The 23,520-nt window shown below is 64.7% G+C and carries 22 protein-coding genes; 8 read left to right on the top strand and 14 right to left on the bottom strand.

Translation table 11 applies throughout. The features are described from left to right. The first annotated feature begins 95 nt into the window (after nt 1-95). A complete protein-coding gene (locus tag ACNQS7_RS31660) occupies nt 96-1,154 on the top strand; it encodes an HNH endonuclease (RefSeq protein ID WP_418015673.1) in 1,059 nt (352 codons plus the stop codon). Nucleotides 1,155-1,617: 463 nt separating this feature from the next. Here the strand turns inward: ACNQS7_RS31660 and ACNQS7_RS31655 are convergent, their stop codons facing one another. From ACNQS7_RS31655 to ACNQS7_RS31630, 6 genes are all read right to left on the bottom strand, one after another. Continuing rightward, nucleotides 1,618-1,863 carry a DUF6884 domain-containing protein gene (locus tag ACNQS7_RS31655; RefSeq protein WP_418015672.1) on the bottom strand — a complete coding sequence of 82 codons (246 nt, stop codon included), beginning with the start codon at nt 1,861-1,863 and terminating at the stop codon, nt 1,618-1,620. Then, nucleotides 1,763-4,864 carry a DUF3427 domain-containing protein gene (locus ACNQS7_RS31650; RefSeq protein ID WP_418015671.1) on the bottom strand — a complete coding sequence of 1,034 codons (3,102 nt, stop codon included), beginning with the start codon at nt 4,862-4,864 and terminating at the stop codon, nt 1,763-1,765. Before ACNQS7_RS31650 ends, ACNQS7_RS31655 begins: the two co-directional genes overlap by 101 nt. Nucleotides 4,865-5,039: 175 nt before the next feature. Continuing rightward, nucleotides 5,040-5,210 (bottom strand): excalibur calcium-binding domain-containing protein, encoded by a 171-nt coding sequence (locus ACNQS7_RS31645; RefSeq protein ID WP_418016231.1) that lies wholly within the window; start codon nt 5,208-5,210, stop codon nt 5,040-5,042. 420 nt (nt 5,211-5,630) lie between these two features. Continuing rightward, nucleotides 5,631-6,101, bottom strand: a complete 471-nt coding sequence (locus tag ACNQS7_RS31640) for a VOC family protein (protein ID WP_418015670.1) — start codon at nt 6,099-6,101, stop codon at nt 5,631-5,633. Further along, nucleotides 6,101-7,207 carry a M24 family metallopeptidase gene (locus ACNQS7_RS31635; RefSeq protein WP_418016230.1) on the bottom strand — a complete coding sequence of 369 codons (1,107 nt, stop codon included), beginning with the start codon at nt 7,205-7,207 and terminating at the stop codon, nt 6,101-6,103. Before ACNQS7_RS31635 ends, ACNQS7_RS31640 begins: the two co-directional genes overlap by 1 nt. Before the next feature lie 38 nt (nt 7,208-7,245). After that, complete coding sequence (locus ACNQS7_RS31630) at nt 7,246-8,490, bottom strand: M24 family metallopeptidase (RefSeq protein WP_418015669.1); 1,245 nt, start codon at nt 8,488-8,490, stop codon at nt 7,246-7,248. 55 nt (nt 8,491-8,545) lie between these two features. Between ACNQS7_RS31630 and ACNQS7_RS31625 the strand changes: the two genes are divergently transcribed. Continuing rightward, nucleotides 8,546-9,793: a cytochrome P450 gene (locus ACNQS7_RS31625; RefSeq protein ID WP_418015668.1), complete on the top strand. Its 1,248-nt coding sequence runs from the start codon at nt 8,546-8,548 to the stop codon at nt 9,791-9,793. On the opposite strand, the gene ACNQS7_RS31620 is transcribed toward ACNQS7_RS31625, so the two are convergent. After that, nucleotides 9,790-11,193, bottom strand: a complete 1,404-nt coding sequence (locus tag ACNQS7_RS31620; RefSeq protein WP_418015667.1) for a WS/DGAT/MGAT family O-acyltransferase — start codon at nt 11,191-11,193, stop codon at nt 9,790-9,792. The genes ACNQS7_RS31625 and ACNQS7_RS31620 overlap by 4 nt on opposite strands. 87 nt (nt 11,194-11,280) lie before the next feature. Between ACNQS7_RS31620 and ACNQS7_RS31615 the strand changes: the two genes are divergently transcribed. Then, the gene (locus ACNQS7_RS31615; protein ID WP_418015666.1) at nt 11,281-12,657 is read left to right on the top strand and encodes an FAD-binding oxidoreductase; all 1,377 of its coding nucleotides are present in this window, start codon (nt 11,281-11,283) and stop codon (nt 12,655-12,657) included. 48 nt (nt 12,658-12,705) lie between these two features. On the opposite strand, the gene ACNQS7_RS31610 is transcribed toward ACNQS7_RS31615, so the two are convergent. Continuing rightward, nucleotides 12,706-12,936, bottom strand: coding sequence for a hypothetical protein (locus ACNQS7_RS31610; RefSeq protein WP_418015665.1), 231 nt, complete (start codon nt 12,934-12,936; stop codon nt 12,706-12,708). Nucleotides 12,937-13,024: 88 nt separating this feature from the next. Between ACNQS7_RS31610 and ACNQS7_RS31605 the strand changes: the two genes are divergently transcribed. Beyond that, on the top strand, nt 13,025-13,351 hold the full coding sequence (locus ACNQS7_RS31605) for a hypothetical protein (RefSeq protein WP_418015664.1): 327 nt from the start codon (nt 13,025-13,027) through the stop codon (nt 13,349-13,351). 224 nt (nt 13,352-13,575) lie between these two features. On the opposite strand, the gene ACNQS7_RS31600 is transcribed toward ACNQS7_RS31605, so the two are convergent. After that, on the bottom strand, nt 13,576-13,884 hold the full coding sequence (locus ACNQS7_RS31600) for a hypothetical protein (RefSeq protein WP_418015663.1): 309 nt from the start codon (nt 13,882-13,884) through the stop codon (nt 13,576-13,578). Nucleotides 13,885-13,935: 51 nt separating this feature from the next. Continuing rightward, on the bottom strand, nt 13,936-15,351 hold the full coding sequence (locus ACNQS7_RS31595; RefSeq protein ID WP_418015662.1) for a serine/threonine-protein kinase: 1,416 nt from the start codon (nt 15,349-15,351) through the stop codon (nt 13,936-13,938). Between the two features lie 30 nt (nt 15,352-15,381). On the opposite strand from ACNQS7_RS31595, the gene ACNQS7_RS31590 reads away from it, so the two are divergent. Together ACNQS7_RS31590 and ACNQS7_RS31585 are read left to right on the top strand one after the other, a co-directional pair. Continuing rightward, nucleotides 15,382-15,924, top strand: a complete 543-nt coding sequence (locus tag ACNQS7_RS31590) for a TetR/AcrR family transcriptional regulator (RefSeq protein ID WP_418015661.1) — start codon at nt 15,382-15,384, stop codon at nt 15,922-15,924. A 31-nt stretch (nt 15,925-15,955) separates the two neighbouring features. After that, nucleotides 15,956-17,101 (top strand): acyl-CoA dehydrogenase, encoded by a 1,146-nt coding sequence (locus tag ACNQS7_RS31585; RefSeq protein WP_418015660.1) that lies wholly within the window; start codon nt 15,956-15,958, stop codon nt 17,099-17,101. Nucleotides 17,102-17,106: 5 nt separating this feature from the next. Here ACNQS7_RS31585 and ACNQS7_RS31580 read toward each other — a convergent pair whose 3' ends face one another. The 4 genes from ACNQS7_RS31580 to ACNQS7_RS31565 form a co-directional block, all read right to left on the bottom strand. Beyond that, the gene (locus ACNQS7_RS31580; RefSeq protein WP_418015659.1) at nt 17,107-18,777 is read right to left on the bottom strand and encodes a PPE domain-containing protein; all 1,671 of its coding nucleotides are present in this window, start codon (nt 18,775-18,777) and stop codon (nt 17,107-17,109) included. 209 nt (nt 18,778-18,986) lie between these two features. Further along, entirely contained in the window at nt 18,987-19,679 is a 693-nt protein-coding gene (locus ACNQS7_RS31575) for a DsbA family protein (protein ID WP_418015658.1), read from the bottom strand. Nucleotides 19,680-19,693: 14 nt separating this feature from the next. Beyond that, the gene (locus ACNQS7_RS31570; RefSeq protein ID WP_418015657.1) at nt 19,694-20,161 is read right to left on the bottom strand and encodes a hypothetical protein; all 468 of its coding nucleotides are present in this window, start codon (nt 20,159-20,161) and stop codon (nt 19,694-19,696) included. Next, a complete protein-coding gene (locus tag ACNQS7_RS31565; protein WP_418015656.1) occupies nt 20,161-20,580 on the bottom strand; it encodes a protease inhibitor I42 family protein in 420 nt (139 codons plus the stop codon). Before ACNQS7_RS31565 ends, ACNQS7_RS31570 begins: the two co-directional genes overlap by 1 nt. A 152-nt stretch (nt 20,581-20,732) precedes the next feature. Between ACNQS7_RS31565 and ACNQS7_RS31560 the strand changes: the two genes are divergently transcribed. Both ACNQS7_RS31560 and ACNQS7_RS31555 read left to right on the top strand, forming a co-directional pair. Further along, nucleotides 20,733-21,842 carry a DUF5685 family protein gene (locus tag ACNQS7_RS31560; protein WP_418015655.1) on the top strand — a complete coding sequence of 370 codons (1,110 nt, stop codon included), beginning with the start codon at nt 20,733-20,735 and terminating at the stop codon, nt 21,840-21,842. 37 nt (nt 21,843-21,879) lie between these two features. Beyond that, entirely contained in the window at nt 21,880-23,475 is a 1,596-nt protein-coding gene (locus ACNQS7_RS31555) for a Na+/H+ antiporter (protein ID WP_418015654.1), read from the top strand. Nucleotides 23,476-23,520: the final 45 nt, after the last annotated feature.

Genomic DNA, 23,520 nt, shown 5'->3' with positions numbered 1-23,520 from the left:
TTCCGTCCCGCACAAGTTCGCTGTTGAAGTCTCTCTCATTTGCAAGAATGCGCTAGAGCAGTTCAACCGGCTGCTGCTGACATTGGGGGAAAGTTATGGACGACTCGCTGCTGCTCGGACAGCGGGTGGTGGCGATCCTCGAGACCGGCCGACGCACGGCGACGTACAAGCTCGCGACTCTGATGGCACTGATCGAGCACTGCATCGAGAATTTGCCCGAGCAACCTGACGACGCGCTGCCAGTCCCGCTGCCCGCGCTGGCGCACCGAGTGGTGGAAATCTACTGGCAGCAGGTCAGGCCGTTCGATGGCCATGAGCTGCGTCAATCAACCGGGTCGAGCGCACGAATCCTAAGAGCCACAAAAGAACTTAGTGTGGCTGCGGGCCCAGCGACGGGCTCGGTCGACCTCGCACGGTTGCGTGCGCCTGCTGCATACGACCGCGCCATCGACGACGTGGTGTTATGTCTCGCCCAACAACCGCTGCATAGGTTGCAAAAGATGGCCGGTTCGTCGATGAGTGATCAATTCCTCTACGACGACTCGCGCCTGCATGACCACGTGTCACGATCGACGCTGCGGGCGCATGGCGACGCAATCGAACTCAAACCCGGTGTTGCACAAGGTCTGGCTCGGCTGGCGGGACTATTGAAGCCAGCGCTCGAAATCATGTGGGTCGACGATGTCCGCCGAATGAACAGATTTCTTGACGCCGAGGTTCCCGACGTTGCCGAGCATCTGTTCGGGCGGGAACGGGCCGCTTTGGCCGCTGTACGCCAGCCGTTGAAGGAGGCGTTCGGACCGCACTGTTTCTACTGTGGGATGCATCTTCCGGCCAACAACCCGATCGATCACGTGCTGCCCTGGTCGCTTGTCGGTATCGACGGGTTGTCCAACCTGGTGCTCGCATGCACACGTTGTAACGGCGACAAGAGCGGAGCCGTACCGGCAGTGGGAATCGTCGACAGGGTTCTCCGGCGTGAGCGTGACGTTCTAGAAGAGATCGCCACCGCTTTGCAGTGGCCGACCCAACACGAGCGCGTGGTAGCTGCCGCACGGGGGATCTATCGCGGGCAACCGGACGGTGTTCCGACGTGGTCGGGCTACAAACAGACTGAAAGGCTGGACATCAGCTTTCTTCCGCGGTGGGTGTAGTTGGATTTGCAATCGCGCGCCTCTGGGCGGTCGCGTAGCGGTGTGGGTCGCATACTATGTGGATTGAGTGGTGGAATTAGCCCCTCAAGCGCCTCTCGTTCGTGGCGCCCCAAAACATCTCGGTTTTAAAGGATCGCGACAACGATTGCAGGCCCCTCAGGCATCTCCCGACCGATCGAACCGCACCAAGCGAGTCACTGCCCCACGGATAGGCGGTACATGGGTCAGTGACTTTGCGAACCAAGTCTTTCCAGGTAAGGGCAAGTCGCGTCAAGATATATTGCCCTTGAATGGATTTCGACGATCTTGTCGCGTAGCGGCCCGGCAAGTAGGCCGATCTGAGCAACGGCCCGAGCACCCGAAGCGGTCCCGTAGGAGGGCGGTGGCGCCGGCCAGATGGCGCTCATACGGCGCCAACCATTCGCCCGAGCGCGACTAGGCCGTGCCCCGCCGACAGAATGAACTATGGAACTCTGTCACGCTCGGCGTATGCGCGCTTCTTGCGAAAGAGTGGCGAGATGTATAGATCCTTGGCCGGAGCCGGCCCGTTCCCCTTTGACTTCGCATACGTCACCAGGACGACGTGAACCCGTTGGTGGGCTCGCTGCTCACGCCACCACCAGCGAGGACGCTTGATACATCTCAGTCGGCATCGGTTGGAGCAGTTCCCAAGTGATCGCAATCGGCCGATCCCCCTCGTGCGAAACATATTCGGCCGGACCCAGGAACACGTAGGGCGACGTCCCAAGCGCGTAGGTTCTTGCTTGCCGCACGAAAAGCAAGACATGCGAACCTCGTTCTCGGTGATGGATGTATCGCCGCCCGGTCGGTGAAGTCACCGACGTGGTCGACTGTGATTCCCAATGAAAAAGGCTGGGGTTCAACGCGAAGTCGCGGTACATGGTCGTTGGCGAGTAATCGCGGTCGGACTTCTTCAAGGTAATCAAGAAAGCGTCAGCATTGGCGTCCTCGCACCAAGCGACCCCTTCGCGCATCGTGCTTGGTGTGCGGCGTAGGGAGGCGAAACCCAACCCAGCAAGGATCTCCTCACGGGAATAGCTTGCGTGGACCTCGAGGGGTACATCGGCTAGCTCGGCGACGAGGGTTCCTAATTCATAGGTACTACGGCGGGCATTGTCGAATGCGATATCTATCACTTCGCGCAGCTCGGCGACGACCACTTCGCCTCCCAACGCGTCGAGTCCTGCTGCAGGACTGTCGAATCCACCGCCACTCGGATTCAAAGAGTAGAACAGCATCTCTGCGAGACGCCGCTCGTTCGGGCTGTCCGTGGCGACTTTGCCGTCGAGGATAGACCGGTAAGCCGCCCACCGACGACGGTCATCTACGTGGGCAACCGCCCGCACCCGTTTGACGAGATCGGCTTCACGAGGCCCGTTGTCAGAAGAGAGTTTTCCGGCGTCGCGACACAGCGACGTCCACGACCGGTTGTTCTTCAACACGTCTTCCAGTCGACGTCCGGACGCATCGAGATAGGATGCCAGCCGATTGTCCGGATGCGCGCGAACCTCGGATACCAACGCGGCCCATCTCGGAGAGACCTGCTGCTTTATGTTTTCCAACACCAAATCTCGCGCGACTTCGTCAAGCACGATCTGACTGCCCGAGGGCAGGAACGGGAAACCCTCCTCGATCTGACGCTGCAACGCCTTGCCGCCAACGCCGCTCATCGCTCGAAAACGCTGATCGAATCGGAACTCGCGTCGTTGGTGCCCAACAAAATCCAGCGCGGTCAGCACCGTCTTACCTCTGGTAAGCCGGAGTCCGCGACCCAGCTGCTGCAGGAATACGGTCGCGCTCTCCGTGGGGCGCAGGAATAGCACGGTGTCAACCTCGGGTATGTCGAGGCCCTCGTTGAAGAGGTCGACCGCGAAGAGAATGTTGATCTCCCGGTTTCGCAGGGCGGCAAGTGCGTCGCGGCGGTCGGCCGCTGAAGTCTCAGCGGACACCGCGCGGGCAGGAATACCGGCTTCGCCAAATCTCTGGGCCATATACCGCGCGTGCTCAACGCTGACGCAGAAGCCTAACGCACGCATGGCCTCGAGGTCGGCCACCTTATCGCCGAGTTCCTTGAGCACGATGCGGGTGCGGGCATCGTTGCCCGTGTAGACACCGCTCAGAGCTGCCGCATCATAGCCGCCACGCCTCCATTCAACGGCCTCAAGATCTGTTCCGTCGTGGATGCCAAAGTAATGGAACGGGCACAGCAGGTTCTGCTCTAGGGCCTCCCACAACCTCAGCTCGGCAGCAACCCGGCCACTAAAGAACTCGCGGACGTCGACGCCGTCGGCACGCTCGGGGGTAGCGGTAAGGCCTAACAATTCGATCGGGCGCACGTGGTCAAGCAACCGCCGATAAGACGCGGCCTCGGCATGGTGGAACTCGTCGATCACTACAACGTCGAATTGAGCCGGTGAGATGCCGGAAAGTCTTGCTTGCGAGAGGGATTGGATGCTGGCGAACACATGGCGCCAGTGGGCTGGTTCCTGTCCGTCGACGAGCAGCTCACCGAAGATGGGATCGATGAGGACTTCTTGATACATACGCCGCGTTTGCAGCAGGATCTCCTTGCGGTGAGCCACGAACAGCAGTGTGAGGTCACGGCCGTGGATGTCGCGAGTGAGTCGACGGTAATCCAAGGCTGCGATGACGGTCTTTCCTGTGCCGGTCGCCGCGACGATCAGATTGCGATGGCGGTCATGGATCGTGCGCTCTGCGTCGAGTTCTTCGAGAATCTTTGCTTGGAACGGTTTGGGGTGAACCTCGAGGCCGGACAGGGTGACCGTGATCCCTTGCCGCGCTCGACTTCCCGACGCGGTCTCCAGTGCCGCCCGCAAGCGGTCGCCGTCCTCCGATGGCCTGTACAACTCGAATTCCCTATTTTCCCAATAGGAGTCGAAGGTAGCCCGAAACTTCTCCAGCAAGTGGGGCGTGGATATCGCTGAGAGGCGGACGTTCCATTCCAGTCCATCCACGAGCGCGGCATGGGAAAGATTGCTGGAACCCACATAGGCGGTGTGGAATCCGGTGTTGCGTCGCAACAGCCACGCTTTGGCGTGCAGGCGGGTGCGGTCGGTCTCGTAGTTGATGCGGACTTTGGCTCCGAACTCGTTGACCAGAGCATCAAGAGCGCGAGCATCGGTGGCCCCGAGGTAAGTGGTTGTGATGACGCGCAGCGGGATCTCCCGCCGGCGCAGTTCTTGGAGCTGCTCCGCGAGCAGCCGGAGGCCCTGCCACTTGACGAACGCGCACAGCAGGTCGACGTGGTCGACGCTCGCGAGCTCGGCACGCAATTCGGCAGCTAGGGTCGGTTCGTTGCGTGCGTTGGTCATGAGCGCGGCATCCGAAAATAGGGTGGCAGGCCGTGGCAGTCGAGCTATACCAAGGGCGGTCGTGCTCGTCACTTCCTCGAGCCGGGTAATCTTGCCCGGCTCGATTCGGTGCAGCGCCTCGCCCGCGGCGTGAGCGTCGGGCAGAACCTCAAGGATCCGCCGAACGAGCGCCACACGCTCATCAACGGTGCCGGCGATGCGCATGGCGCGTTCGATGATCGGCGCAAGATGGCGCGCGATTGTCAGCGCCTGTTCGGACTCGTCAACGGTGCCGTAGTTGGGCTGAAGGTCGTCGCACCGCCGGATTTGCTCACTGAGCTGATCTGTCAGCAGCGACTCGTATATCCCTCTGTGCACGAGCTGGACGTTAGCGCATGCGGGCGACAACGCCGGCAATAGTTTGTGGACACCCTGGGGGGACGTGGAAGCCCATCAAGCCATTCAGCTCTCTGAAGGACCGCTGCACACGCTGGTGCCATCGTCGAGGAAGGCCTCGACCTTGCTCATGGGGACGGAAGCCCAGAGCGCAGCCCTAGCACTCGCAAGCCAAACCGTCACCATCGCGGTCTTGCTTCGCACAGTAATGTGCGCTGCCCTCACGAATGTTGCACTCGCCGTTGGCCTTCGCCTGCGTACAGTTGGCCCAATAGCAGCTGCCATCCTCGTTGAATTGCGTGCAGTTAATTTCGAGTGGGTCTGCCATTACCACCGGAGCTGCACTGATGGTGGCTCCCCAAATGACTACTGCGGGTGCCAACGCGACGAATAGTGCACGAAGCATCATCAGAACCCCTGTCGCCAAAGCGCCTTTGCTTACTGACCGCTATCTAACCGTGCGAAGGCAGCTCACCGCTAGTGCCGGAATTCCCTTGACCGCCAGCCATCGGCCGTCACAGACGCAGAACCGGGAGTAACTGTTGATGCCGGTCATGGTTTAGTTGATAGCCCGACCCGATTGAAAATGCATCGAGTGACGAGGCTCCGTTGGCAGTTTCGACCCACACACTCGATTCCCCGCTTACCAATTCGCGTCACCTATGCCGCATCGGCCGTCACCGCCATGCGATCCGCGCGGGCAACATCTGCCGGGGCACACCTAGTGTGGCGGCCGCCAGACACCGCCCTAACCGAAGCGCTCCATGCCTGCCCGAGAAGGCAGCGCCGCAAGCCATGCGTCCGAAAGCAACTCCAACAACTGCCCATCCGGATCCCGCACCATCGCCGCCCCCTCAGACACCGTCCCCTCCACGACACTCCCCCCAAATTCCTCAACCCGCCCCAACACCGAACGAAGATCCGACACCGAAAACGAAATGTGCGTCAGCCCAACCTGATCCATCACCCGTTCGCCACCGGCAGAAACGACCCGGCCCGAGTAGTCCAGCAGCTCCAGCACTAACCCATCCCGCACCAGATACGTCGCATGCAACCCCACCGGCCGTTCCAACTGCAAGAGCGCAGCAGTGCTCTCCTCCGGCGCGTCCAACTCCCACCAGAACTGAAACCCCAGCAGCCCTTCGTAAAACCGCCGCGACCGCACCCGATCCCGCACACACAACCCGACGTGATTGAAAACGACTGGCCGCGAACCCATTACGACTGCCCATACCGCGTCAGCACTACGGGGCCACCAGCCCCAATCACCACCGTCTCCCGCTGAAGACACCCACCGACGCCCTCCTCGACCACCCACGACTGCACGCTCAAAACCATCCCCTCCTCCAACACAGCATCGCGCCCACGCCCCAACCCGATCACCGGCGGCTCAGCCCCCAACCCCAACCCGTGGGCAAGCACCACCGAAGCCGCACCCAAACCAGCCCCCTCCCAAGCCCGATACAGGTCAGCCCCAACACCCCCGGCACGACAAGCCCCCACCAGAGCGTCCATCCCCACCGCGCAACGCTCACTCAAAGACTCAGCCCCACCCGAGCCGGCCACGAACGTCCGCGCCAACCCAGCCTCGTACCCGGCATACAACGCCCCCGGCGCCAACACCACCAACTCCCCGTCCCCCACCACCCGATCCGAGGCCACATGCCCAAGCGAAACTGCCCCAGAGGCAACAAAGCAGACACTCTCCGACGGCGGCACCGGCGTCCCCAACCGCGCCACATGCTCCGAGTACACCCCAAGCAATTCCCGCTCAGAAACGCCCGGATACAAAGCCGCGGCCATCGCACTCAACGCCGACTCCGAAATCGCCGCCACCACTTCAAGACACGTGATCTCGGCGTCCGACTTCACCCGCCGACAAGCCTCAAGGACAGCACCCCCGTCCACCAGCTCCGCACCCGAAGACAACGACGCAATCATCGCCCCAGTAGAAGCCGTCAACCCATCCGTGCCGATCCGCCGCGACTCCCCCAACCCCGGAATAGCCGACACGGACGCCATCAGATTCGCCGGGTTCCAGCTCAGCGGATACAGATCCTCCCGCTCGATTTCCGGCGGCACCCCTTCATCCCACGTCGACAGCAGATGTACCCGCCCGGTCGACCGCACCACCACACACACCGGCGCGAACGGCAACACCCCGGCCCGGCCCAATAACCGGGCACCGCACACGTAGTGCACATTGCCGGCACCACCCAGTATCAAAGCGTCCAGGCCAGAAACGTCCATCCCCGCGAACACCTTCGCCCGCCGCTCAGCCCGCAAAGCAAAAAAGTCAACCCGACTCGAGTCCTCCAAAGCCATGACGCCAACGCGCACACCGGAATCCCGCGCCACCGGACTCATACAACAGCCCCATACGGCGAGTACGAATCCCCGCTCAACTTCACCCACCCGTTATCCGTCACGGCCACAATGTCTTCCGCCCGATATCCCGCCGAACCCTCGTCCCAGATCACCGGCTCGAACACCATCACCATCCCGGGCTCGACCGCCAATCGGGAGTCGAAATCCTCGCCGAGGTCCGTCCCGATCAGCGGCATCTCCGCGCTGTCAGTCCCCACCCCGTGTGCCAGATAGAAATGCTCGATCCACGGCCGCACTCCGTCGTTGGCCGCCACCGCCACCTTGCACAGCTCCAAACCCGACACCCCCGGCCGCAACACGTCCAGGCACGCATCGACCACCCCGCGCCACCGCCGAAACTGCGAAAGCTGCACACCATTCAAACTAGAACCCACGACCCACGTCCGGCCGTAGTCCGAGGCATACCCCTCGTACATGATCCCGGCGTCCACCCAGATCACGTCGCCGTAGCGCAGAAACCGATCCGACGTCACCGTCGGATACGCCAAGTCACCATGCACGGTCCACGGGCCCGCCGAACGATAAGGAGCCATCACCTGCCAGATCGGATCGATCCCACCCGCCGACGCCCCCAACTCGAACACCCGCCGCAGAAACGCAGCGCTCAGGTCGACCTGGCGGACACCTGGCCGAAGCAAAGCCAAAGCGTCCTCCATCGCCAACTCATTCAGCAACTGCGCGTGCCGAATACACGCCACCTCATCGACCGTCTTCAACACCCGCGCCGAACCCAACACCCCCGAGGCATCCACCCACTCGTAAACGCGAAGACCGCGAAACATGGCGTGCGACATGTGGTCAATCCCCAGCCGAGCCCCGCCCTCGAATAACGAAGCCAGTTCCGACGCAAACACCCCATCGTCAAGATCCGGAAACAACGGCCCATGAACCACGACGTCCGAAGGCGCCCCGTCGGCGAACATCGTGAACAAATGCGGCGCCGACTCCCCCGCCACCACCACCGCCACCGCCCGGAACAACGCCGCCGTGTCACCGTCCATCGACGGCGTCAACGCCCCCGTCGCGTACGACACTGCACTGGACCCCAGCAACACCAACCCGTCCAAGCCGCTGGAAGCCAAACCAGCCTGCAACCGACCGAAACGCTCCCGGCGCATGCGGGCCAGATCGGGCAGCGCCGGGATCACCTGCCCGCCGATCGTCGCCCCAGCAGCCCAGTCCTCGATGGCCCCACACCTCCCTAATGCGTAATAATGCAAAGATAGCGTAAAAAGCGCCGCGCACTCCGCCCCGCACTCCGAGAGGCACCGATCAGTGACAGCCCGGCCCGACATCCCCGCCGCAGTCAAGACAAACTTCGACCACCACTCCGACGAGTTCAACCTCAACGAGCTTGCCATCAACGCCGAGCTGAGACGCAAATGCCCGGTCGCCTGGAACGAGAATTACGGTGGCTTCTGGTTCCTCACCAGCTACGAGGCCGTCCGCGAAACCGCCCGAGACGGCGACACTTTCGCGCACAAATACGAGCCGAACGCCGACGACGGCATCGACTACCAGGGCGAGATGGGCGTCCCCCGCCCCGAAGGCCAACCCGCCCTGGGCATCGGCGAGATCGACGGCCCCTTCCACCAGGCCTTAAGACATGCCCTCGCCCCGTTCTTCTCCCCCGGCGCCGTCGACAAACTTCGGCCGTTCATGGAAGAAAAGGCGCACGAGTTCCTCAACCAGCACATCACCGAGGGACACATGGATCTGGTGCTCGACTTCGCCAGCCCCGTCCCGGCCATCCTCACCATGAAGCTGATGGGCCTGCCCTACGACAACTGGCACCTCTACGCCAACCTCTTCCACGCCGTCATGGCCGTCCCCCAGGACAGTCCGGAATACCTCAAAGCCATCGCCGCGGTCCCGGAGATGATGCAGGGGGTTCTCGAATACGCCGCCCTACGACGCGGCGACCCGCAAGAGGACCTGACCAGCTTCCTGCTCCAATTCGAGTTCGAGAACCAGAGACTCACCGACGAGCAACTGCTCAACATCCTCTGGAACCTCATCGGCGGCGGCGTCGACACCACCACCTCCCAAACCTCACTGACGCTGCTGCATCTGGGGACGCACCCCGAGCTCAAAAGCCAACTGATCCAACACCCCGAGCTCTACCGCACCGCCACCGACGAGTTCCTGCGCTACTTCTCGGTCAACCAGCAACTGAGCCGCACCGTCACCAAAGACGTCACCCTCAACGGCCAGCACCTCAAAGCAAACGACAAACTGATCATCAGCTGGCTGGGCGCCAACCACGACGAAACAGAGTTCGACCGACCCGACGAGATCGTGCTGGACCGTAACCCCAACCGCCACTTGGCCTTCGGCCTGGGACCCCACCGCTGCATCGGATCGCACCTTGCCAGAACCATGGCCGAAGTGATGGTCAAAGCCGTCCTCGACCGCATCCCCGACTACAACGTCGACCAAGACGGAGTCGACTTCTACCTCGGCAACCCCGCCATGACCGGCCTCGGCAAGCTGCCCGTCGCCTTCGCCCCGAAAGTCGCTTAGGCCAACGCCTTACGCACCTTCCGGCGCTTGACCCGCAGCGCCCGACTCATCTCGAGCAGCCGCGCCGCGCCGTCCTCGATGCCCGAGGCAAGCGCCTCGAGGTCCGGCGCGGAGTCGTAGTCGCCGGTGATGCCGAAGACGAAATGCTCGGCGTAGCTGACCATCGCGATGCCGGTGCGCAACTGCAGCGCGATCGGCGGGACCGGCAGGATCTCCAATACCCGCCGTCCCAGCAGTCGCTGCTCGGCACGCGGGCCGGGGACATTGGTCGCCAATGCGACCACCGCCTTCTGCGGCAGATGGCTGAGCAGTCGAACGGCCCACGCCGAGAACATGAATGGCACGGTACCGACCGCGGCCAGCATCGCGGTGCCACCTTCACTCTGCCCACTGCCCTTGGCATGCTGCAGTCGCTTGTGTACCAGCTCCAGCTGCGTTACCGGGTCGGCCTCGTCGACGGGCAGCAGCGGCAGCATCGCCGACACTTCGTTGTCAGTCAGGTTGAAATGGTTCGTCCCGCGCACCGACACCGGTACCAGCGTGCGCAGCGAGTTGCGTCCGGGCTTCTCCCCGCGGTCCAGCAGCAGCTGCCGGTAGCTGGCGGTGATCGCGGCCAGCGCGACATCGTTGACCGTCACGTCGAACGCGTCGCCGACCTCGTGCAGGTCGGCCAGCCGAACCCGGGCCGCCCGGTAGCGGCGCCTGGTAGTGACCGAGCCGCTCAACGACGTGTCAGGAGCCGAAGTCAGCATGCTCGCCGTGAGTTCCGCAGCGCCCAAAGCGGCATGTTCGACGGCGGACGCCGCACTGACGGCGCCCCGCGCGATGCCGCTCACCCAGCTCACCGGGTTCAGGCTCACCTTAGGCAAGCCCAGCCACCGCCGCTGCGGCTCCTGGGCGCCGTGGATCTCCGTGGCGAAGGACTCGCCACCGCCCTCGTCGCTGAACTTGGCCATCAGCTGCGTGGTCGCGATGCCGTCGGCGATGCAGTGATGCAGCTTGGTCAGCACCGCCCAGCGGTCATCGCTGAGGCCTTCGATGATGTAGCACTCCCACAGCGGGCGCTCCCGGTCCAGGCGGCGCTCCATCACGTCGGCCACCACGTCGAACAATTCGGTGTCGCCACCGGGTTGCGGCAGCGCGAGCCGGTGCAGGTGCCGGGATATGTCGAAGTGCGGATCGTCCGCCCACTCCGGTGGACCGATGTCGAGCGGGTGGGTCTTGAGCACCTGCGTGCAGCGCGGAATGGATTGCACGCGTTCGGTGAAGGCTTCGACGAACTCCTCGTGAGTCGGCGGGGGCCCCTCGATGATCGACACCCCGCCGATCGCCAGGCTGACGTGTGGGTCGGAGTCTTCGACTTCGAGGAATGCCGCGTCGAGGGCAGTCAGATGCTCCATGGCCGCTACTATCCGCCCCAACGGGTGCGCTGGTGAGAGTCAGAAGTCCTCACCTTCCAGGGCCGAACGAAGGATAGATTGATGCCGATGAGCGACATGACAGCGCGGTTCGCCGAGATCGTCGGCGCGGAGCATCTGCTGGCCGGCGACGCGGTCCCCGAGGACTACTCCCACGACGAGGAGCTGACGCAGTCGCCGGTGCAGCCCGCCTATGTCGCCAAGCCGGCCACCGCCGAGGAGGTCGCGGAACTGCTCAAGGCGGCGTCCGAACACGGGGTGCCGGTGACGGCCCGCGGGTCCGGGTCCGGCCTGTCGGGCGCCGCGCGTCCCATGGCGGGCGGCCTGCTGATCTCTTTCGAGCGGATGAACAAGGTCCTCGAGGTCGACACCACCAATCAGGTCGCCGTCGTGCAGCCCGGGATCACGCTGACCGAACTCGACGCCGCCACCGACGAGTACGGCCTGCGCTACATGGTGTACCCGGGCGAGCTGTCCGCCAGCGTCGGCGGCAACGTCGGCACCAACGCGGGCGGGATGCGTGCGGTCAAGTACGGGGTGTCCCGGCACAACGTGCTCGGGTTGCAGGCGGTGTTGCCGACGGGCGAGATCATCCGCACCGGAGGCAAGATCGCCAAGGTGTCGACCGGGTATGACCTGACGCAGCTGATCGTCGGCTCCGAAGGCACCCTGGCGCTGGCCACCGAGGTGATCGTCAAGCTGTACCCGCGCCTGGACCACAGCGCCACGGTGGTGGCGCCGTTCGCCGACTTCGACCAGGTGATGACGGCGGTGCCCGCCGTCCTTGCCGCCGGGCTGGCACCTTACATCCTCGAGTACATCGACAATCTGACGATGGCCGCGATCATTCACACCCAGAATCTGGAGCTGGGCATCCCCGACCGGGTGCGGGACAGCTGCGCGGCGTATCTCGTTGTGGGCCTTGAGAACCGGACGTCAGATCGGTTGGACGAGGATGTCGAGCGCACCGGTGAGTTGCTGGCCGAATTGGGTGCGGTGGACGCGTACGTGCTGGAGGGCGGGTCGGCGCGGCGGTTGATCGAGGCGCGGGAGAAGGCGTTCTGGACGGCCAAGGCGATCGGGGCCGACGACATCATCGACACCGTGGTGCCGCGGTCGGCGATGCCGAAATTCCTCAGCACGGTGCGGGGTTTGGCCTCGTCGGCTGGCGGTGGTGTGGCGGGCTGCGGGCATGCCGGCGACGGCAATGTGCACCTGGCGATCCTGTTGAAGGATGAGGTGGCACGCAAGCAGTTGATGACCGATATCTTCGCGCTGGCAATGGAATTGGGCGGTGCCATCTCCGGCGAGCACGGGCTGGGGCGCGCCAAGACGCCGTACTACCTGAAGCTGGAAGACCCTGCCAAAGTGGCGTTGATGCGACGGATCAAGGAAAGCTTCGACCCGGCAGGCATTCTCAACCCCGGCGTGGTGTTCGGCGAGTAAGGGGTTAACTGGCGAGCATCCGACGACGCACCAGCCAGCACGCTCGCATCAACGCTGATCACGCTCGGCCCGAGTATGTTCGACCGCCGCCTCAACCGATACTCGACCGCCGCGGTGCGACGCCACTCGTTCGACGACTTCTTCCAGTGTGGGTTGGCTCGCCTCGGCAATCAACCGACTGCGGAGGTACTGCGGCAACGACTGGCCAGAGCGGGCCGCGCGTTCTTTTAACACTCGGTAGCTGTCCTCGGGAAGGCCATCGATGCGCACGCTGGGCATGGCGTCATCTTCGCACGTGCCGCTCTGGCCGAAACGGCATTGCGTTTGCCCGCCTCATAGCGACAACGCGGGACTACCGTGAGCAGTCATGGCGCGGACATGGTTGTCGATTCGGGTGGAGTTGATCAGCGGTCACGGCCGGATTTTCTGGCCTCGTCCGGGCCGGGTCTTCGCCGCGGCACGCTCGCATACATTCGGACAACTCGCCGATGCGATCGACACCGCGTTCGCCCGTTGGGACCGCGCGCATCTGTCCCAGTTCCAGTTCGCCGACGACGGCTCCATCGACTCCGAGGATGCGGTCACCGTCAGACTGTCCGCGCTCGAGCTGGGTGAAAAAGTTCCTCTACGAATTCGACTTCGGCGACAGCTGGACGCACCTGTGCACGGTGGAGCCTCGGCGGATCGACCCTGACGTTGAGCTAGGCATCGTGCCGCAGTTTCCCCTGCCGTACTGGGGCTGGGGTGACATGCCCGACCAGTACGGCCGCCGTTGGGATAACGACGACGGAGAGGGTCCCGTGCCGCCGGATCCCGGGCTCACCGACCTGCCCCCACTACGGCCACAATGGGGACGCCAAAGCATTGTCGCGCAAAGGCGGGCAACCAACTAGTCGACTGTGCCAGCGCCCACGAGGCCTAGCGCAAGTACACCAACGCGTTGTTGCCGCCCTGGCATACGGATCCGGCGGCCGTACACGTCATCGAATACGTCCGGCCGGTCACTGGGCTGTAGACATCGAACGGCGCCGAGCCATTGCCAATCGCGTGATAAGTCTCCGCGGTCTTCAACGCGAATTCGCACGAGGTGTCCGAGTTGCCGGCGTAGACCGACGCCCCGCGACTGGACTTGCCGCAGTAGGTGTCCGCCATCGCCACCGGGGCCACGGTGACTGTCACGACAACCGCGAAGGACACTGCAGCGGCGCCGAGAATGTGCTTGATCATGACTCGACCTCCACCTGCAAAGTCAACTCGCCGCCGAGAATCCGCAGAGCCTCAACCCGCCGCGGCGTACTGCAAAGCCGGTTCCGCCGAATCAACATGACTACCACTGAGAATGGTAAGCATCTCCGGACGAATCTGGTAGCGCACCCCGTTCGCCGGATTCACCACGTCGAACCCGCCGGAAGCCCTTACCGCACCAGGTAATTCGATATGCGCGCCGTCGCTGATCCGCTCACCGCGGTAGTAGAAGTTCCCAGGTCCGGATTGACACACCACCACCAGAGACTTCGCGGTCCGCAGCACCGCCGCGGGCGGACTGCCCGGGTCACACCGCGCCGTATGCCCGACGAAGCCCAACGCGTCGGCGCCATCCACCGGCCGGGACAAGGACGGGGCCACAGAACTAGCCGGCAACGCCGACGGCGCCGACGGACCTGAGCGGCCGCCGAACGCCAAGACCGCCGCCAGCACGGCCGCGATCACCAGCATCAATGCCGCGAAGCCCCCGACGAACATCGGCAACCGACTTCGCCGGAAAGCCAATGGCGCAGGAGCCGGGGAAGGATACGGACTGAATCCAGTGTCCTCGGGATTGGGGTAATCGGTGGCAAACGGCCGCGTGCCCGACGGCGGGTTCATAACTGCCGCGGCCGACCGGGCCAGTTCACCGGCCGAAACGAACCGCGCCGCAGGCTGTTTGGCCATCCCCTTCGCAATGACCCCGTCGAAAGCCCGAGAAACGCCGCGGCGCATGATGCTCGGCCGCGGCGGGGCCGAGAAGAGGTGCGCGCTCATCACCGCGGCGGGTTCAGGAAAGTCGAAAGGTGTTCTGCCCGTCAGGCATTCGTACAACAGGCAGGCCAGCGAGTAGACATCGGTCGCCGGCCCGACCCAGTCTCCGTTGAAGCGCTCTGGCGCCATGTACAGATACGACCCGATCGGCAACCCCGCACCCGTCAAACCGGGATCCCCGCCGCCGCGGGCGATCCCGAAGTCGACGAGATAGGCAAACCCGTCCGCGTTGATCAGCACGTTCTCCGGCTTGACGTCGCGGTGCACCAAGCCGTCCGCGTGAGCGGCATCGAGCGCGGACGCCACCTGAGCGACGATGGCCACCGCATCCGCCGGCGCCAGTGGGCCGCGAGCCTGCAGCATGTCACGGAGGCTGCCGCCATCCACCAGGCGCATGTCGATGAACAACACCCCGCCGATCGCACCGAAGTCATGCACGGGGATGACGTGCGGTTCCTGCAGCCGCGCCGCGATCTGCGACTCCCGCCGGAAACGCTCCTGATATTGCGGGTCGGCGGCCAGATCCGGGCGCAGCAGCTTCAGCGCCACCATCCGCCCGCGAACGGTGTCGAAGGCCCGGTACACCTCACCCATACCGCCCGTACCCAGCACGGATCGCAGTTCGTACGGTCCGAATCGGGTCCCGACACGCGACCCGCCACGCGGCGAAGTCATCACCCGATCCTTCCACGTAGGCTGCGGTCTATGGCGACCAGCAGCCGTCTCACGGTGGACGATTGGCTGCAGGCGGGCTACGCGACGGTGGCCGACGAAGGCCTCAATGCCCTCAAACTCGACCGGCTCTGCGCGCGCCTGAACGTCACCAAGGGCAGCTTCTACTGGCATTTCACCGACATGGCGGCCTACCGGAAAGCCCTGATCGAATCCTGGACCCGGCTCAAAGACGACGAACTCCGCGAGATCGAGGAGCTCGGCGACACCGAACCACGCGAACGGTTGTCCCAGATGATCGGGCTGCTCATAAAGCCAACCCACTGGACTCTGGAACGTGCCATGCGCGAGTGGGCGCGATCCGACGAAGACATCGCCGCCGCCATCCGCGCCGCCGACGGCCGGCTGTTCAAGCAGGTGCGACGCGCCTTCCGTGACTTCGGATTTGATGCCGACGAAGCAGCTCTGCGCGCCGGAACAACTTTCGCCGCCGGCATCGGCCTGTTGCATCTGTCGGTTGGCACACCGGAAAAGCAGCAGCGCGAGAGATTTCTGGACTTCCTGCTCCGCCCGTAAGCCCGACCATACCCAAAGGTATGGTGAAACCATGACGGCTATCACCGACGATTTCGTCGAACGCCTCCAGCAGCGCGCCCAGGAAGCCGAACGGCTGCGCAGGCTCCCGGACGCCACCGTCGACGAACTCCGCGGGTCCGGCTTCACCGAGCTCCTCAAGCCCAAAGGCTACGGCGGCCAACAAGCCGAGTTCGCAGCCATTTTCGACCCCGTACGCCGGATGGCGCACGGTTGCACCTCCACCGCCTGGACCGCCGCGTTCTACACCCTGCACACCTGGATGCTGTCCCTGTTCGACGAGCAGGCCCAGGCCGAAGGCTTCGCGACGCAGCCCTTCTTCGCGTCGGCCCCGCTGGCCCCCACCGGCCGCGGCACACCGGCCAACGGCGGAGTCACCCTGAGCGGACGCTGGTCCTGGGCCACCGGCGTGATGCACGGCAACTGGACCATCGTCGGCGCACTCTGCGGCCCGGACGACGGCATCTACCCGGCGCTCGCGCTCATCCCGGCCGACGACATCAGCATCGTCGACGTTTGGCACACCGACGGCATGTGCGCCACCGGATCCAACGACATCGTCGCCGATCACGTCTTCATCCCCGAGCATCGCCTGGTCAAGATCACCGACATCTACGCCGGCACCACGCCGGGCGCCCGGTTGCACGACGCGGACGTCTACCGGTGGCCCCTGGTGCCCGCACTCGCGCTCACCGCCGCCATGCCGGCCCTCGGCGCAGCCGAACGCGTCACGGAGATCTACACGCAGCGCCTCAGCGAACGGGTCATCGCCTACGAGGGCACCAGCCAGAAGGACAAGCCCGCCGCCCAGGCCCGCCTGGGTGCGGCTCGCGTCCGGCTCCGCGCTTTGCACGGCCTGCTGCACGACACCACCGGTCGCATCAACGAGATCCTGGCCACCGGCAACAAGGTGCCTAGAACCGTCCGCGCCGACGCACGCCTGGCCGCCGCCCACATCGTCAAGGAATCCCGCAGCATCATCGCCGACCTACTCGAAGCATCCGGCGCCAGCGCCCACTTCCTCGACAACCCGCTGCAACGCGCCAAGCGTGACGCCGACGTGATCAGCGGGCACGTGATCTTCGACTACGACACCAGCCGAGAACTGGCCGGCGCCTTGGCAATTGGGCTCAAGATCCCGCCGACCGCGATGGTCTAGGCCGACTACGCCGTCAGCTGCTTCAACAGCGGCACCAGGCTGAACAGACCCGCGACCCGGTTGCCGGTGTTCAGCAAGCCGGTGACCAGCTGGGCGCTGTTGGGGTTCGCGGCGCTCGTCACAGCTGTGTTGAAGAAGCCGGATAGCTGGCCGTCCCCGAGGCTGCCGCCGCTGGCCGAATTGAAGAAGCCCGAGTTTCGTCCGTTGAATCCCGTTCCTCCGGCAGCCGTATTGAAGAAGCCCGACGAGCCGGTACCGGTGTTCCCGAAGCCCGAATTCGGACCGGGTTGGTCGGTCACGCTGCCCACGCCCGTGTTCAGGCTGCCGAAATTCCACACGCCGGTATTCGCACTTCCCGCATTTCCCCAGCCGGTATTGGTGCTTCCCGAATTCCAGAAGCCGGTGTTGCCGCCCAGCGCGGTGCCGCCGCCATTCCCCCAGCCGGTATTCACCTGACCCGCGTTGAAGAAGCCGGTGTCCAACGCCCCCGAGTTACCCAGCCCGAAGTTACCATTGCCGGTGTTCCCGATGCCGATGTTGCCGAAGCCGGATTGTCCGATGCCGATGCCTTGAATCTTGCCAATATCGGCTGGAATGGTGTTGAAACCGGAGTTGAAAATGCCGACATTGCCGTCGCCGGAGTTGAAGAAACCGATGTTGTGGGTGCCCGAGTTACCGAAGCCGATATTTCCGGCGCCCGAGTTCAGGCCGTTGAACACGAACTGGGCCGTCGCCGAGTCGTAGTAGATACCCCCGACACCGACCAACTTGTTGCCGGTGAGACCGAAGCCGACGTTGCCATTGCCCGTATTCCCAGCGCCGACGTTGAGGTCGCCATGGTTCCCGATGCCGAAGTTTCCGTTGCCGAAATTCCCAAAGCCGAAGTTCGCGCCCGGGTTGGTACTGGTCGCGGGGTTGCCTAGGTTACCGAAGCCGATGTTGTCGTTGCCCCGGTTTCCGCTGCCGAAGTTGTTATTGCCCAGGTTCCCGCTGCCGATATTCCCATTGGCAGCGAGCCCGACCCGGCCGTTTCCGCCGCCGAGGTTTCCGCTTCCCGTGTTACCGCTGCCGATGTTGGCGTTGCCGTTGTTGCCGTTGCCGATATTGCCGTTACTGCCCGGTCTGTTCCCGATGCCGAGGTTGAATGGCAGAGCCTGCAACAGCTGCTCGAACGGGTTCAATCCGGCGGCAGCCGCCGCAGCGCTCGCGTGGTATTCGGTCATGGCGGCGACGTCAGCGGCCCACATCGCCTCGTAGTCGAACTCGAACGCGGCGATCGCCGGCCCGAAGATGCCCAGAAAATTCGAGCGAACCAGCTGCACAAACGCACTGCGGTTGGCTTCCACCAGCAACGGATGCACCGTCGCCACCTGCGCGGCCTCGAAGGCGCTGACGACAGCCTGGGCCTGCGCCGCCGCACCGGCAGCACTGGCCGACGCCGCGCTCAGCCACCCCGCGTACGGCGCGGCCGCGGCGGTCATCGCCGCCGCGGCCGGGCCTTGCCATGCCTGACTGGTCAGGCCTGAAGTCACCGAGGAGAACGAATCCGCCGCCGTACCCAACTCATCGGCCAACCCACTCCACGCCGCCGCGGCGTCCACCATCGGCGCAGAACCCGCGCCGCTGAACATCAGCAAAGAATTGATTTCCGGCGGCAGCATCGGAAAATTGACCATGGTTGACCTCCTGACCCGATTCCTGGCCGCCCCGATGCGGCCATGCCCGAGTGGAATCGTGTCGCCCCAGCGCAGATGCTACGAGTACCGGAATGCGGAAATAAGGGACTAAAGGCCCTAAAGGCTCCGCGCGTGATTTCCGGCCAGGAAACAACGTCGAGCGTTAGCCGGCGAATTAGCGAGGGGAACGAAATCCCTATGGCGAGGCTCTACGACCGCCCGGCCAACCGATCCACGTCCACCACTTCACCGCGATTGATGCTCACCCAGTCGCGCCCGTCCAGATACGGGCGCAGGCTGCGCCCGATCAGTTCGGCGTCGGCCGCTGACTTGGGCCGCTGCAGCTCGTACACGTGCGGCAAAGATGCCATGCCGGTGACGACATCCCAGAGCTTCAGCGCGTCCGCGCCGTCCGGCGGGTCCACCAGCACCGGCCCGAACAAGCACTGGCCGTCCAGGAACATCGTCGGCACCCCGTACCCGCCGGCGTCGACCACGCGCTGGTGCTCGGCACGGACGTCGTCGTGGGTCGATGGGTCCGCTAAAGCAGCATCCAGAACCTCAGCGTCACAACCGATTTCACCGAGCAGTCGGCGCGCTACCGCGGGGTCGTGCGGCTTGCCGCCCAGATCGTGCAGCTCGTGACCGATCGCGGCATACCAGCGGTCCAGCAGCTCCATGTCGGTGCGGCGCAATAGCGCTCCGATGCGCATCAGCGACCAGCCGTAGGACCAGCCCCGTTCCCACGGGTGCTTCTTGCCCTCGACGCGGTTGACCTCTTCGAGGCTGAAGAAGCGCCAGTCGATGGTGATGCCCACCTGCTCGCGAACGTTCCGGATCCACACCGAGGTCTGGTAGGCGAATGGACACATCGGATCGAAGTGGAAGTCAACCGTGCTCATCGCTGGGCTCCTCTCTATACCCGGGGACGCACCCCGGCCGCGCGGTACACGAACATCGGTTCCAGCCGGTACTTCACCGTCGCGGCCGGCAGCCGCTGCAGCACCTCGCCGGGAATCTCCCGCCGATAGTTCAGTTTCATCGTTCCCGTGAAGGCGTGGTCGACTTGGCGCAGATCGATCTCGATCGCCAAACCATGCCCCGAGATCGTCGCAATGGCCGGCCCGGGCTCGGCGTCCCACCGGCAATCGATGGACCGCAGATTCGGGTCCGCGCCCGTCGGAAAGGTGGCGACGATTCGCTGCTCGGTGAACGCGAACATGCCGCGATAGCGCGCCACACCCGCAGCCGAGTAGACACCCGGCACGTGACCGCTGAAGCTGCGGCGAACGGGCACCCGCGCAGCGAGCAAGATGATGCCCTCCGCCTCGAGCTCGGCCTGCAACTCCCCCGGCACATTGGAGAACCTGGGCCAACGCGGCACTACTGCACCGTCACGTTCGCGGTGAAGGTGCACGTCGGCGCGGCGTCGCCGACGACGCTGCGGTAGTTGGCGACGATCGTCGTCTTGCCGGACTTCAGTGCGGTGAACGTCCACACCTCGGTGCCGGGTGCGCCCATCCGGTCAGTGTCGCCCCGCACATATTCGTGACTGGCCTGCTTCAGCAGCGCGGCGTCACCGATCTTCGGGTCGTCTGTCCAGCGGTAGGGGGTGGTGTGGTTGGCGCCCAACGAAACCTTCAGCGTGTCACCGACCGCGAGCGTGACATCGCGGGTGATCGAGCTCTGATTGAGCACGTCGTCGATGGGGACGTCGATGGTTTTGGTGGCCGCCTTGCTCGGGCTCGAACACCCCACGAGCATCAGAAACAGGACGAGGACGGCCAGCTGCTTGACCTTCATCAGTGCACCATAGTCCTCCGCGGACCGAGTGTGCGCTGACCGCTTCGAGCGTGCCCTGGTGGTGGAAAAATCGCTGAAATCGCGCAGTACACGCACACCCGAAACAGGCGGCAATACCCCCGCACCAGCAAACAGTCCGGTACTTTCAATGCGTGTTTGGCATCATTCGGCCCTGCCGTCATCGGCTCGGCGGCGAACTCACCGCGGCTTGGCGCGCCCAGCTCTGCGGCCTGTGTCTGGCGTTGCGTGACGACTACGGTCAGGCCGCGCGAATCGCAACCAACTATGACGGCCTGATCGTCTCGCTGTTGGTCGAAGCGCAGTCGGCGGCAAAGCCGACGCGCCGCACGGCCGGGCCGTGTCCGTTGCGCGGCATGAAGCGCGCGGACGTGGCGACCGGCGAATGCGTGCGACTGGCCGCCGTGGTGTCGCTCGCGCTGGCCGCGGCGAAGGTCCGCGACCACGTCGACGACCGCGACGGCCTGGTCGGGGTCGCGGCGGTGCGTCCCACCGCTCGGCGCATCGCCGAACGCTGGGTGCGCCGCGGCACCGACACCGGGCACGAGTTGGGCTTCGACGCCGGCGTGCTGGTGGCCGCGATGGACCGGCAGGCCGAACTGGAAGCATCGGCGGGCCCCGGCAGCTCCCTGCTCACAGTCACCGAACCCACCGAGACCGCCGTCGCCGCGGCCTTCGCCCACACCGCCGTGCTGGCCGGCCGCCCGGCCAACGAGGCGCCTTTGCGCGAGATCGGGCAGCTGTTCGGACGGGTCGCGCATCTGCTGGACGCCGTCGAGGACTACCGCGACGACGTGGCCCGCGGCAAGTGGAATCCATTGGCCGCCACCGGCACAACCCTCGCCGAGGCCCGCACGCTGTGCGACGACGCGGTGCTCGGCATCCAGCTCGCACTGGCCGACGTCGACTTCACCGACGGCCGGCTGCCGAAGCGGTTGCTGACCAAGGAGCTCAGGCGCTCGGTCTCGCGCACCTTCGACCCCAAAGGCAACTACCCCGACGGCACCGCGCACGGTCAGCAGGAGGGCATCAACTTCGGCCCGCAAGGTCCGCAGGGTTTCGGCAACTACCCCGGAGCCCCCGGGGAACTGCCGCCCGAAATGCAGCCCAAGCCGAAACGAGGGTGCTGGGACAGCTGCACCGACGCCTGCTGCTGCGAATGCGAATGCGACTGCTGCTGCGACACCTGCTGCGAGGGTGACAGCTGCTGCTGCGACTGCGGAGACTGCTGCGACTGCAGCTGACGCGACGCCCGTCCAGCCATAAGCAAGGATGGGACAGGTGTTTGCGCTTGTTCTCATCGTTGCGCTCGTTACCACTGTGGTGCTGGGCACCCTCCTGGGCCGGCGGTTCCGGGTCGGTCCCCCGGTCCTGCTCATCTTCCTCGGCGCGCTGCTCGGGCTGATCCCCCGCTTCGCGCATGTCCACATCGAGGGCGAGCTGGTGCTACTGCTGTTCCTGCCGGCGATCCTGTACTGGGAGAGCCTGAACACCAGCTTCCGCGAGATCAAGAACAACATGCGGGTCATCGTGATGACCAGCATCGGCCTGGTCATCGCCACGGCCTTCGCGGTGTCCACGGCGGCGCGGGCGATGGGCATGGAATCGCATGCGGCCGCGGTGCTGGGCGCCGTACTCTCGCCCACCGACGCGGCGGCCGTCGCCGGCCTGGCGAAAAAATTGCCGCGCCGGTCGTTGACCGTGCTGCGCGGCGAGAGCCTCATCAACGACGGCACCGCGCTGGTGCTGTTCGGGGTGACCGTGTCGGTCGCGGTCGGTGGCGGCGAGGTCGGCCCGCTGGCCCTCACGCTGCGGTTCATCTACTCCTACCTCGGCGGCATCGTCGCCGGGCTGATCGTCGGCGGACTGGTGACGCTGCTGCGCCGCCGCATCGACGCGCCGTTGGAGGAGGGTGCGCTGAGCCTGCTCACTCCGTTCGCCGCGTTCTTGCTCGCGGAGACCACGCATTGCAGCGGTGTGGTCGCGGTGCTGGTGTCCGCGCTGATGCTCACCTACGTCAGCCCGCGGGTCATCCGGGCGCGCTCGCGGTTGCAGTCCTTCGCGTTCTGGGACATCACCACATTCCTGCTCAATGGTTCGCTGTGGGTGTTCGTGGGCGTCCAGATCCCTAACGCCATCCGTGGAATCGCCGACGTCCACGGCGGTATCCGGCACGCCGTCTTTCTGGCGTTCGCGGTGTGCGGTGTGGTGATCGCGACACGGTTCCTCTGGGTCGAGCTGACCACCGTCCTGGGGCTGGCCATCGACAAATCCGCGCACCGGGACACCCGTCACGTTCCGTTCCGCCAGCGCAGCGTCACCAGTTGGGCCGGTTTCCGCGGTGCGGTCTCGCTGGCCGCGGCGCTCGCGGTGCCGCTGGAAACACATACCGGCGCACCGTTTCCCGACCGCAACCTGATCATCTTCGTGGTCTCCGTGGTCATCCTGACAACCGTCCTCATCCAGGGCAGCACGCTGCCCCTGGTGGTCCGGTGGGCGCGGTTGCCCGAAGATGTCGCACGCGCCGAGGAGGTGCAGCTGGCCCGCACCCGCGGCTCCGAGGCAGCACTGGAAGCGTTGCCGGAGGTCGCCGCGGAAGTCGGCGTCGGCCCCAAGCTGATGGCCCGGCTGCAGAAGGAATACGAAGAGAAGGCCCGGCTCGCCGAAGCCGACGGCGACGACTCGGAAGACAGCAACCACCTCACCGAGGCGCGGGACAAGATACGCGAGGTGCATCTTCGGGTGCTGGAGCGCAAACGCCAGGCCGTTACCGAGCTGCGTAACCAGCGCCTCATCGACGACATCGTGCTCCGCGAGATCCAGGAGACCATGGACCTGGAAGAGGTGCGGCTGCTCGGTCCGGCCGACGTGGAATAGGGTCCTGTCATATCGCTTGAGCGACAAGCGACTTCGCATCAGCCG

Source organism: Mycobacterium sp. 23, from assembly GCF_048287075.1.
Classification (GTDB): Bacteria; Actinomycetota; Actinomycetes; order Mycobacteriales; family Mycobacteriaceae; genus Mycobacterium; species Mycobacterium gordonae_B.
The sequence above is the reverse complement of the archived record's forward strand: the minus strand, read 5'-3'. Positions and strand labels throughout refer to the sequence as shown.

Coding starts and splice junctions, on each gene's coding strand:
- ACNQS7_RS31660 (WP_418015673.1), top strand. CDS start 96: ATGGACGACTCGCTGCTGCTCGGACAGCGGGTGGTGGCGATCCTCGAG.
- ACNQS7_RS31655 (WP_418015672.1), bottom strand. CDS start 1,863: ATGTTTCGCACGAGGGGGATCGGCCGATTGCGATCACTTGGGAACTGC.
- ACNQS7_RS31645 (WP_418016231.1), bottom strand. CDS start 5,210: ATGGCAGACCCACTCGAAATTAACTGCACGCAATTCAACGAGGATGGC.
- ACNQS7_RS31640 (WP_418015670.1), bottom strand. CDS start 6,101: ATGGGTTCGCGGCCAGTCGTTTTCAATCACGTCGGGTTGTGTGTGCGG.
- ACNQS7_RS31635 (WP_418016230.1), bottom strand. CDS start 7,207: ATGGCTTTGGAGGACTCGAGTCGGGTTGACTTTTTTGCTTTGCGGGCT.
- ACNQS7_RS31620 (WP_418015667.1), bottom strand. CDS start 11,193: ATGGAGCATCTGACTGCCCTCGACGCGGCATTCCTCGAAGTCGAAGAC.
- ACNQS7_RS31615 (WP_418015666.1), top strand. CDS start 11,281: ATGAGCGACATGACAGCGCGGTTCGCCGAGATCGTCGGCGCGGAGCAT.
- ACNQS7_RS31610 (WP_418015665.1), bottom strand. CDS start 12,936: ATGCCCAGCGTGCGCATCGATGGCCTTCCCGAGGACAGCTACCGAGTG.
- ACNQS7_RS31605 (WP_418015664.1), top strand. CDS start 13,025: ATGGCGCGGACATGGTTGTCGATTCGGGTGGAGTTGATCAGCGGTCAC.
- ACNQS7_RS31600 (WP_418015663.1), bottom strand. CDS start 13,884: ATGATCAAGCACATTCTCGGCGCCGCTGCAGTGTCCTTCGCGGTTGTC.
- ACNQS7_RS31595 (WP_418015662.1), bottom strand. CDS start 15,351: ATGACTTCGCCGCGTGGCGGGTCGCGTGTCGGGACCCGATTCGGACCG.
- ACNQS7_RS31590 (WP_418015661.1), top strand. CDS start 15,382: ATGGCGACCAGCAGCCGTCTCACGGTGGACGATTGGCTGCAGGCGGGC.
- ACNQS7_RS31585 (WP_418015660.1), top strand. CDS start 15,956: ATGACGGCTATCACCGACGATTTCGTCGAACGCCTCCAGCAGCGCGCC.
- ACNQS7_RS31580 (WP_418015659.1), bottom strand. CDS start 18,777: ATGGTCAATTTTCCGATGCTGCCGCCGGAAATCAATTCTTTGCTGATG.
- ACNQS7_RS31575 (WP_418015658.1), bottom strand. CDS start 19,679: ATGAGCACGGTTGACTTCCACTTCGATCCGATGTGTCCATTCGCCTAC.
- ACNQS7_RS31565 (WP_418015656.1), bottom strand. CDS start 20,580: ATGAAGGTCAAGCAGCTGGCCGTCCTCGTCCTGTTTCTGATGCTCGTG.